This is a genomic window from Vibrio sp. 1562 (assembly GCF_033340155.1).
Classification (GTDB): Bacteria; Pseudomonadota; Gammaproteobacteria; order Enterobacterales; family Vibrionaceae; genus Vibrio; species Vibrio alginolyticus.
Window position 1 is genome coordinate 1 of the sequence record NZ_JAWOVY010000732.1, and the last position, 531, is coordinate 531.

The 531-nt window shown below is 46.3% G+C and carries 2 pseudogenes; both read right to left on the reverse strand.

Annotated features, from left to right (window positions below):
- Nucleotides 1-246, reverse strand: a pseudogene (locus R7Z49_RS27355) (transcriptional regulator); the annotation flags it as partial.
- A pseudogene (locus R7Z49_RS27360) lies at nt 246-531 on the reverse strand (ABC transporter ATP-binding protein); the annotation flags it as partial. The pseudogenes R7Z49_RS27355 and R7Z49_RS27360, both read right to left, overlap by 1 nt.

Here is a 531-nt window from a genome sequence, read left to right on the forward strand (position 1 = left end):
AAGCTTCGCGCTTGCATAGAGCAGAGTTTGGTAAGCTTTGTGATCGTCTTGATACCTGGCGTGTTGAAATACTCTCAAACATCCATCTAGCCAGCAGGCGATGGCTTTACTTTGTTGATCAGACAGCTCAGGACCAAACACGGTATCAGGAGCTTCGTACAAGATCGCTTCTAACACGTCTACTTGATCATGCTTCCTAGTTTCATACCAATCCGAGATTTGATCTTGCCAGGAGGTCAGTTCCATCATGCAGCCTCAATCCATTGTTTAACAAAGTGATTCGGACCAACTTGATCATATTCATCAACCACAACACTGCTGCGATGACGGATCTCATCGGCATCTATTGAGTAGTTTGGTTCATTTTTCACCAAGTTTCCAAATGGCAGATCAGGATCGGGCACGGCTGAGATCAACAACTTAGTGTATGGGTGCTGTGGATTTTTCAAGATCGCGTGCGTGTCACCCCATTCAACGATTTGCCCTTTATACATCACCGCTGTTTCTTCAGCGATGTAGTGCGCGGTGGCG